The organism is Cohnella boryungensis (assembly GCF_042651945.1).
Lineage (GTDB): Bacteria > Bacillota > Bacilli > Paenibacillales > Paenibacillaceae > Cohnella > Cohnella boryungensis.
The window spans coordinates 40,539-50,125 of the sequence record NZ_JBHSED010000010.1; the positions used below are offsets into that span (position 1 = coordinate 40,539).

9 protein-coding genes are annotated in these 9,587 nt (G+C 56.1%); 4 read left to right on the top strand and 5 right to left on the bottom strand.

The window, feature by feature from the left end:
- Positions 1-66: 66 nt before the first annotated feature.
- The gene (locus ACFO1S_RS07070) at positions 67-768 is read right to left on the bottom strand and encodes a peptidylprolyl isomerase (protein ID WP_204605160.1); all 702 of its coding nucleotides are present in this window, start codon (positions 766-768) and stop codon (positions 67-69) included.
- A 219-nt stretch (positions 769-987) separates the two neighbouring features.
- On the opposite strand from ACFO1S_RS07070, the gene ACFO1S_RS07075 reads away from it, so the two are divergent.
- Positions 988-2,349, top strand: a complete 1,362-nt coding sequence (locus tag ACFO1S_RS07075; protein ID WP_204605159.1) for an LLM class flavin-dependent oxidoreductase — start codon at positions 988-990, stop codon at positions 2,347-2,349.
- 18 nt (positions 2,350-2,367) lie between these two features.
- Here the strand turns inward: ACFO1S_RS07075 and ACFO1S_RS07080 are convergent, their stop codons facing one another.
- The 4 genes from ACFO1S_RS07080 to ACFO1S_RS07095 all read right to left on the bottom strand — a co-directional run bounded on the left by ACFO1S_RS07080 (position 2,368) and on the right by ACFO1S_RS07095 (position 6,604).
- Entirely contained in the window at positions 2,368-3,408 is a 1,041-nt protein-coding gene (locus ACFO1S_RS07080; RefSeq protein WP_204605158.1) for a FecCD family ABC transporter permease, read from the bottom strand.
- Positions 3,405-4,418, bottom strand: a complete 1,014-nt coding sequence (locus ACFO1S_RS07085; protein ID WP_204605157.1) for a FecCD family ABC transporter permease — start codon at positions 4,416-4,418, stop codon at positions 3,405-3,407. The genes ACFO1S_RS07080 and ACFO1S_RS07085 overlap by 4 nt, the downstream gene beginning before the upstream one ends.
- 88 nt (positions 4,419-4,506) lie before the next feature.
- On the bottom strand, positions 4,507-5,781 hold the full coding sequence (locus tag ACFO1S_RS07090) for a stalk domain-containing protein (protein ID WP_204605156.1): 1,275 nt from the start codon (positions 5,779-5,781) through the stop codon (positions 4,507-4,509).
- Positions 5,782-5,902: 121 nt separating this feature from the next.
- Positions 5,903-6,604: a hypothetical protein gene (locus ACFO1S_RS07095; protein WP_204605155.1), complete on the bottom strand. Its 702-nt coding sequence runs from the start codon at positions 6,602-6,604 to the stop codon at positions 5,903-5,905.
- A gap of 163 nt (positions 6,605-6,767) precedes the next feature.
- Between ACFO1S_RS07095 and ACFO1S_RS07100 the strand changes: the two genes are divergently transcribed.
- The 3 genes from ACFO1S_RS07100 (at position 6,768) to ACFO1S_RS07110 (ending at position 9,579) form a co-directional block, all read left to right on the top strand.
- Positions 6,768-7,562, top strand: coding sequence for an ABC transporter ATP-binding protein (locus ACFO1S_RS07100; protein WP_204605154.1), 795 nt, complete (start codon positions 6,768-6,770; stop codon positions 7,560-7,562).
- Between the two features lie 19 nt (positions 7,563-7,581).
- Positions 7,582-8,376, top strand: coding sequence for an IucA/IucC family C-terminal-domain containing protein (locus tag ACFO1S_RS07105; protein ID WP_204605153.1), 795 nt, complete (start codon positions 7,582-7,584; stop codon positions 8,374-8,376).
- A gap of 201 nt (positions 8,377-8,577) precedes the next feature.
- Positions 8,578-9,579, top strand: a complete 1,002-nt coding sequence (locus ACFO1S_RS07110; RefSeq protein ID WP_378126509.1) for an ATP-grasp domain-containing protein — start codon at positions 8,578-8,580, stop codon at positions 9,577-9,579.
- Positions 9,580-9,587: the final 8 nt, after the last annotated feature.

Consider the following 9,587-nt stretch of genomic DNA (forward strand, 5'->3'; position numbering starts at 1 on the left):
ATCAGGAAGGAGCCGTCCACGCGGGACGGCTCCTTCCTGATTTAAAGCGATGTATGCGCGTTGCGCTTACTTGATGATTTCCGGCTCCGGCGCTTCCGCTCCGCGAGTGTCTACCGTAACCTTCTTCATCACTTGAGGCGTCTCGGGACGGTCGCTGCGATCTCTCTTCTGGGAGACGATCTCGTTCACCACGTCCATTCCCTCCGTAACCTTGCCGAAGGCGGCGTATGCGCCGTCCAGATGTGGGGAATCGGCGACCATGATGAAGAACTGGGAGCCGGCGCTGTTCGGATTCTGCGCGCGAGCCATGGAGAGAACCCCTGTCGTATGCTTCAGATTGTTCTCAAAGCCGTTTTGCGTGAATTCGCCGGCGATGGAATAGCCCGGTCCGCCCATGCCCGTACCGTCCGGGTCGCCGCCCTGGACCATGAAGCCGGGGATGACGCGGTGGAAAATGGTGCCGTCGTAGAAGCCTTTTTTCACCAGGGAAATAAAGTTGTTGACCGAGTTCGGAGCAACCTTGGGGTAAAGCTCGATTGTGATCTTGCCGCCGTTTTCCATTTCGATTGTGACGATCGGGTTGTCTCCGGATGTGTCTACATTGCTCATTGGGGAAGCCTCCTGTGTGGATGCAGCGCCGCCGTTGGAGGAGGGCGCCGTATCAGATGGTGAATTTGAACGTTCCTTGCTCCCGCATCCCGTTACGATAAGCAGAAGCGCAATTACCGCAATCAAGGATACGGACAATCGGTTTCTTGCGAATCTCATATCAAGTCCCCCCTTGTCTTCTATATCCATTCGTATCATATCATTTGGTCGCGCAGGAATCCACAGTCTGCGTCGAACGGGGATATCAAGCCGGAACGGCGGCGTTCGGCTTGCTAGATTGCTCCTTACCTTACTTTATAATTGAAATTGATAATCGTTATCAATATAATGAAGACAGAACTAAAAATACCAACGAATGGAAGGGGAAGAAAGCTACTCATGAGCGTACCGAACCGGCGGCTTCATCTTAATTTGTTTATTTTAAGCACGGGGCATCATGAAGCATCCTGGCGTCACCCGAACGCCCAACCGCAATCGGCTACCGATTTCGACTATTACCGCAAGCTGGCGCAGACGGCGGAACGGGGAAAGATGGATTCGATTTTCATTGCCGCGAAGTACCGGCTGGCCAACACGATCAAGCATCGGGTCATCCCCCAGCTGGAGGCGCTGACGCTGCTGTCTGCCCTGGCGGCGGCAACCGAGCGGATCGGATTGACGGGAACGGCTTCGACCACCTACAACGAGCCTTATCAGCTGGCCCGTCAGTTCGCCTCTTTGGATCACATCAGCGGAGGCCGCGCCGGCTGGAACATCGTAACCTCCACGGGGGATGCCACCGCGCAAAATTTCAGCCAGGAAAGCCATCTTGAGCATAAGGACAGATACGACAAAGGGAGGGAATTCGTGGAGGTCGTCAAGCGGCTGTGGCACAGCTGGTCGGAGGATGCTCTCGTGATGGACAAGCAGTCCGGCATCTATGCGGACGTCAATCGGATTACGGGGGCAGAGTTTCAAGGGAAATACTTATCGGTGAAGGGAGCTCTCAATCTTCCGCGTTCGCCGCAGACGTATCCCGTACTCGTACAGGCGGGCTCTTCGGAGGACGGCAAGCAATTTGCGGCCGAATTGGCCGAGGTGATCTTCACCGCCCAGAACACGATGGAGCAAGCGGCAGCATTCTATGCGGATGTTAAACAGAGGGCGCGGCAGCTTGGAAGGTCGTCCTCACAGCTGAAAATCATGCCGGGCTTTGTTCCGATTGTCGGAGATACGGAAGGGGAGGCCAAACAGAAGGAGCGGGAGCTGAACGAGCTAGCCGTTTCGGAATACGGGGTGAAGTGCTTGTCCGATATTCTGCAGACGAACCTGTTCGATTGTCCTCTGGACGGCCCATTGCCGTATGACGCGCTTCCCAGTCTTGACGAAATCAGGGGGCAAAAGGCTCGCTTCGAGCTCATGGTCGACCTGGCGCGCAGGGAAAGCTTGTCGATTCGCGAGCTGATTGTGCGCACGGCAGGGGGAAGGGGACATTTTACGTATGCCGGGACGCCCTCGCAAATCGCCGATGTCATGGAACGATGGCTGCTCTCGGAGGCGGCCGACGGATTTAACCTGATGCCTCCGCTTTTGCCGGAAGGGCTTGATGATTTCGTGGATAAGGTCGTTCCCGAATTGCAAAGCCGGGGAATCTACCGAACGGAGTATGAAGGCCGCACGCTGCGGGAGCATCTCGGTCTGACGAAGGGGGCGGAGACGCCGGGGCGAAGCGCGCAGCCGATCTGCGAGACCGTTCTCTGAGCGCTTCGCCGCCGGAGGCTATGAGTTGCGATGCCGATACAGCAAGTAGATGAAGAAGGGGGCGCCGACGCCGGCGGTAAATACGCCGACGGGAATATCGTAAGGCAGAAACGCCGTGCGGGCGATCGTGTCCGCGACAACGACGATGAGTCCGCCGATCAATGCCGATACCGGCAGCACGCCCCCGAATGAAGGTCCTACCAGCTTGCGGGTCATGTGGGGCGCGATCAGTCCGATGAACGAGATCGCGCCCCCGACCGCTACGGATGCCCCGGCCAGAGCAACGCTGATCATAAGCAGCGTGAACCGCTGCCGTTGGACCGAGCTGCCCACGCTGGCGGCGATGTCGTCTCCCAACTGAAGCACGTTTACGTTTCGGGCAAGCACGAAGGCAAGCGGAACAAAGAAGCCTACCCACGGCACGATCATCATGACGATGCTCCAATCGCTGCCGTACACCGTGCCGGTCAGCCATACATAAGCCTGCGACGACGTATAGACCGGGTTTTTCAGAAGCATCACTTTGGTGACGGACCCGAGTAGGAAATTGATGCCGATTCCGATAAGCACGAGCCGTATCGCGGTAACTCCCCGTTTCCACGCCAGCAGATAGATCAGGATAGACGTTATGCCGGCTCCTGCCATTGCCGCTACGGGCAGCCATGCGATGCTGACCGTTCCCGCCAGATAGCTGATGAAGGCGACTGCCGCCGCAGAAGCGCCGCTCGTGATGCCGATGATGTCGGGCGAAGCCAGCGGATTGCGAATGATCCCTTGGAGGATCGAGCCCGCTACGGCCAGCGCCACGCCAACGAGAAACGCCGCTAGAATGCGGGGAAGGCGAAGCGTCTGAACGACGAGAATATGCTCCTCGGAGCCCGCCCCGAACGCCGCTCGGATCACCTCCAGCGGATGTATGCTCATGTCTCCCATCGCAGCGCTCAGAATCATGGCGACAAGACTGACGACAGAGAGCGAGAGCGTCAAGAGCAAAGCTCTTCGATGAACGAAAAAGGAAACGGGAAGCTTCTTGAGGCGAATGGATGCAAAGGATTTCATTTCTTGTCGATCCCCTTTCTGGCGATCGCGATGAAGGCCGGAATGCCGATAATCGCCGTCATGACGCCTACCGGAAGCTCCTCCGGCCGAATGACGAGTCGGGCGGCAATGTCGGCCGCGAGCACGAGAATCGCTCCGAGCAGCGCGCTATACGGGATTATCCAACGGTAATCGTTGCCGGAGAAGACGCGGGCGATTGTCGGTACGACCAAGCCGATAAATCCGACGGGACCGGCCACTGCGACGGAGCTTCCTGCCAGCGCCACAATGATCAGCCCGGCGGCCAGCTTGATGAGCAGTGTCCGCTGACCCAGCCCTTGCGCTGTATCCTCGCCCATCGTCAGTACATTCATTTGTCTGGATATCCACATCGCAGCGATCCACCCCGCAACCATCATCGGCAATACCGCGCTCAGCATCTCCATCGATCTTCCGGCGACGGAGCCGGTCAACCAGAACATGACCTCGTTCAGCCCCTGCTCGTCAAGCACAAGCATTCCCTGCGTGAACGAAGAGAAGAGAGCGCTCAGCGCGGCTCCCGCCAGAATGATCTTGAGCGGCGTCAAGCCGTCGCGGCCGAGCGATCCGAGCAAGTAGACCGCGATGGCGGCCGCGGCCGCGCCGCCGAAGGAAACGCCCGTCAGCACCGGCAAGGAAGAGATGGATAGCTGAGTGACGGCAAACACGATCATGAAGGAGGCTCCATAGTTGATTCCGAGAATATTCGGATCGGCGAGCGGGTTTCTCGTCAGTCCCTGGATCAACGCGCCGGCGACAGCCAGGCTGGCGCCGATCGCGGCAGCGGTAAAGGCCCTCGGGACGCGGGAGGTTTGAACGATAATATGCGCGTTCGACGTCTCGTCGTATTGCGTAAAGGAATGAAAGACATCGGACCAGCTAAGCGTCGTGATTCCGTAAGCCATGCTGGCGAACACAAACGCGATCAGCAGAAGGAAGCCGATCGCCAGTCCGGAGACCTTGGCCAGATTTCCGGAAAATAGCCTTTCCATACGGGTCGCTCCAGTCCCGCGACATGCGAAAGAATGAGCCGGAAGCCCATTCTTTCGTGTCGCGCTCATTCGGTTCTTGTAAGAAGGATTACAGGTCGAAGTAGAAGTACAAATCGTCAAGCATCATTTTCGCGGCAGTGGCGCCGCCCGACATGTTCCAGGTAATGTCGTTCACTTTGTAATACTTGCCGTTCTTGACGGCCTTGAGATTGGTCCACAATGGATTTTTCTGCCATTCCGCCTGGGTCTTGAACTCGTCTCCGCCGTTGTTGCTGGAAGTAATGTCGAAGATGATATCGCCGTCGATCAGCGGAATTTGCTCCTGGGAAGCCAGATCCATGAACACCTTATCGGAGCCCTTCAGAGCCTTGGGCCGGCTCAAGCCAAGCTCATTGAGAATGTTGCCCGCGAATCCGGTGTTGTAGATACGCGCGGAGTTGTCGTCATAGAAGCGGACGATCGACACCTCGATATCGGCGTGGTTGCGAATTTTGGACTTGAAGTCCGCGACCCGTTTGTTCCATTCTTTCATGAACGCCGAGGCCTTGGTCTCTTTATTCAGCGCCTTGGCGGCAAGATCCATATTGTCTTTCCATTCAAACAGCTGGTCGGCGTACAGCGTCGGAGCGATCTTGGACAGCTGGCCGTAAATCTTCTCGTGACGCGTCTTCGCGCCGATGATCAAATCCGGCTTCAAGGCGACGATCGCTTCGATATTAGGCTGAAGCTCGCTGCCCAGGCTTTTGGCGCCGCTCATGTCCGAACGGAGATAGTGGTACCAAGGCGCCTGTACCCAGGATTCCACAGCGCCGATCGGCTTGACGCCCAGCGTTAGCGAGATATCGACCATTCCGTTAAACAGCACGACGACGCGCTGCGGAACAGCGGTAAGCGTCGTTTCTCCCATGGCGTGCTTGATGGTGCGCTTGGTTTCGATGCTTGCCGTTTTCGTGCTGTCGGACCAATTCACCCACAGGCCGAAGGCTTCGCCCAGAAAGCGCAGAGGGACGAGGGTGCGGCCGTTCTTCTCTATGACCGCGGTGCTCAACGTGACGGACTTGCCGTTCACCGTCGCTTTGTTGCTGCCGATGGTCAATTCAACGGTCGTATTGTTTCTTTTGGCGATGAGCTTTTTGGTTTTGGAATCCGTGCTTATCTTGGCGCCGATCTTGGATGCCAGCGCGCCGTAAGGAATCATGGTCGTCCCGTTGACGATCTGAGGCGGCACATCGAGACTAAGCTGCTTTCCGTCGACGATGACTTGAATAGGGGCAGCGGCCGACGCTGCAGCGAACGGAACGGCAACGGCGGCGATCAGGAAGGAAAGACATAAGGACAACGTGCGGAATGCAGACTTTATCATGAAAACAAAATCCACCCTTCGAGTTATTTGATAATGATTATCATTATCATGTATGACGTATTCATACTATTGCGCTTGCCCGTTGATGTCAAGAATAATTTTCCAGAAAATAAAACGGCTGTTACAGGCCCGCTTTGTCTGCCAATTGTCGGAACGCTTGATAGAGCTCGTAATCCAACTGAAGAAGCGCCTCGGAATCTAGCGATTCCGCGGAGTGCAGCTCGCTTAGGCTATCGATCTTTTCCTGCAGAAACTCGGTCATCTCCGGATAGGAGGCATTGACGTCGCCCTTCATGTCCACCCAGCCTTGCACGATCTGTGCGGAAATGTCCTTGATCTTCTCGGCATCTCCGTTCTCCGCATGCTGCTTCAGCTCTTTCACGAGAGAGCGGATTTGCTCGACCGGTTTTTTCAGCGCTCCGGCCTCAGGGGGCTTCTCGTCTTTGGCGATAATGGAGTCGGTAACAGTCTTGCCGACAGAGGCATTGCTCTGCTTGGCCTCTTGAGCTTTCTGAGGGGCGGATTTCTTGGGGGGAGCTTCGCTCGATTTCGATGGTGAAGGCGTAGGTGTCGGAGACTCTGCTTCCTGGATTTCCTGCGAAGCCTCTGCTTCTGGAGAAGCCTCTTGCGCCGGACTGGCTTGCAAGTCCGATTGCCCGCTTGCGTCGGCGGTGCTCGTCGGCATGGCTTCCGCGCTTGCCGTCGAGGCAGGCTCGCCCGTGCTTTTCCGGGTTTCTATATATCTGTCGGATGACGGGGAGGCGCCGCAGCCCGCTATCACCCACAGTACCGCCGCTAAAGCGAGTACAAGTGACCGTTTCAAGTTGATCCCTCCTAGGTTGTCTATTGGATTTTTTGAACATATCCTCAAACATTGTAGAGGAAATGGAATTCATTTTCAATCATTTATTGATAATAATTATCAGTATCATTGACAGAACTCGTATAAATGCTTAAAGTAATGGTAAATAAAGGAGACGTGAACCATGGAGGCCCTTGAAGCTCGTGAGCTGACGGTCAGCTACGGCAATCAATTCATCTTTCAGGATTTGAATCTATCTATCGGCAAAGGCAAAATCACGGCGCTGATCGGCGCCAACGGCTGCGGCAAGTCAACGCTGCTTCGCACGATGGCCCGATTGCTCAAGCCGCGGGAAGGCAATGTGCTGCTCGAAGGAAGAAGCATTGCCGCGCTGCCGACGAAGGACGTCGCCAAGCGCATGGCGCTGCTTCCGCAAGGACCTTCGGCGCCGGAGGGCCTGACCGTGCTGCAGCTGGTCAAGCAGGGCCGATATCCCTATCAGAGCTGGCTTCACCAATGGTCGAAGGAAGACGAGCGCCATGTGCGGCACGCTTTGGAGACGACCGGCCTGACCGAGCTTGCGGAGCGAAAGGTCGATTCGTTGTCCGGCGGACAGCGGCAGCGGGCCTGGATTGCGATGGTGCTGGCGCAAGGCACGGAGATCGTGCTGCTGGACGAACCGACGACTTACCTGGATCTGACGCATCAGATCGAAGCCCTGGACCTGCTGTACGAGCTGTACGAGCGCGAAGGGCGCACGATTGTGATGGTGCTTCACGACATTAATCTGGCTTGCCGTTACGCGCATCATCTCGTGGCCATTCGGGATCAGAAGGTGTTCGTCGAGGGACCGCCGGAGCAGGTCGTAACGTCTGAGATGATTGAGTCCGTATTCAACATGAGGTCGAACGTTATCCGGGACCCGCTGTACGGAACACCGCTGTGCGTGCCATGGGGCAAAGGCAGAATGATCTCATGAAGAAAATGAGGGAATGGCGATGACAGGTACATATACGCCGGAAGAGATCGCGATATTAACGAAAGACCATCGGTTGGCGCTGGAGCCGTCCGACAATAGAAGCCTTTCCATCCCGGCGCTCGACCTGCTGAATCGGGAGAAGTGCGCGCCTTATTTGGAGAGGGTTAGAGAGGTGTTCGAAGCCTCGACCCAGACGGCTACGGCTTCTCTGTTCGCCAAGAGATACAGCTTTCTGATTATGGCGTCCAGCCTGTATGCGATGAGTGTATTTAACAAGGGACTGGATTATTCCATCGATAATTGCCATGTCGAGTCCTATTACCAGGGGCAGGCCTGGCTTCCGAGAGTCCGCTTGGCCGAGTGGCAAGTCTCCCAGCCGGTCGCGGGGGAGCGGGAAGCGTGGCGGGAGCGGATCGTTCGCAGTATTTTCGCCGGGAACCTGGCTCCGACATGGCAATTTCTAGCCAAGTCCGTGCCGATCTCCAAAGCCGTTCTGTGGGAGAATACCGCGATCTATGTGTTCTGGCTCTATGAGAACAAATTCATCGAGGGAATCGGTAAAGCCGACAAGGAACGCGTTCGGGAGGATTACGACTATTTGGTTCGGGTCGCGCCCGGGGAGCTCTTCGGAGAAACCAAAAATCCGCTGGCGAGGTTCGACAGTCCCAAGCAAGCCACCCGCGCGTCTGAGCAGCCGATACGAATTCGAAAAACGTGCTGCTATTATTACCAGGCATCGGATGAGCCCGAGGATTACTGCGTAACCTGCCCTAAAATCAAACACGAAGCGATCGCCGCGGGTCAACCCGGCTGAATCGCAACACGAAGCTCGACTTAACAAACGCCTTGTTTCCAGGAGAAACGGGCGTTTGTTTTTTGTTACATAAATAAACATAAATTATATATATTGACACGATTTCCGCCAAACCCTATGATGATTATGGTGATATTGAAAATCATTATCAATTAAAGGGGGATGCTGTACGACTTTGTCTCATATTCGGGAGGGATGGCATTGAACCGCAGCCAGTCGCGAGATGCGCAGACGCAGAACAGACTTATTCTCAAAAAAGCAGAGGAGATGGGGATAACGGGAAAGCCCCTCATAGAAGGCTGCGAGGATTTCCTTGAGCTGACGTATAAGGGCAAAAGCATCATTATCAATAGAACCAGATCCCACAGAATGCCGCTAATGGCGGGATTGCTGGCGAAAAACAAAGAGGCCTCCAATCTGCTCCTGCGAAGAAAGGGGCTGCCTATACCGGAGTATATCGTCCTGTCCGAGCCGGGCGAGGAGGCTGTCCGGTTTCTGGAAGCCTATCGGCTGGTGACGGTGAAGCCGCTGGATACAAGCCGCAGCGTAGGCGTCACCTTGCGCATTCGGGGAGAGGACGAGCTTGCGGAGGCGATTCGGACGGCACGTCGCTTCAGCAAGCAGGTCATGGTTCAAAAATATGTCGAAGGCACCGATTACCGCATCCTGGTCATCGACGGGAAAGCCGCCGGCGCGTTGGAATATCGGCCTGCGGCTGTCGAAGGCGATGGCGAATCCACGGTCGAGCAATTGATCGCCCGCTTGAATGACAACCAGATGAGGCGCAATGGCGCTGGGGAGGCCGGATCGTTCCAGCCGATCGATATCCGGTCCGGCTCATTGCTGAGGCATCTGGAGGAGAGCGGAAGAAGCCTGGAGGAGATTCTGAAGAAGGGCGAGCGGGCAGAGCTGTATGCAAGCGGCAACATGCTGGCGGAAGATATCAGCGAAATCGCGCTCGACCGATCCGGGGACTTGCATCCCGAGAGCGCGCAGATGGCCGTGGACGCGGCCGGGGCGCTGCAGCTCGATGTGGCCGGCGTCGATATCCGCTGCCGGGATATCCGTCTGCCGCTCACTGAAGAGAACGGGGGGATTCTTGAGGTTAACGCATTGCCGGATATGGTCGATCAGCACCTTCTGTACGAAGGGGCCTCTACAGACGTGTTCGAGCTTTATTTGCGCTATTTATTCGAAGAATAAGGGAGTGT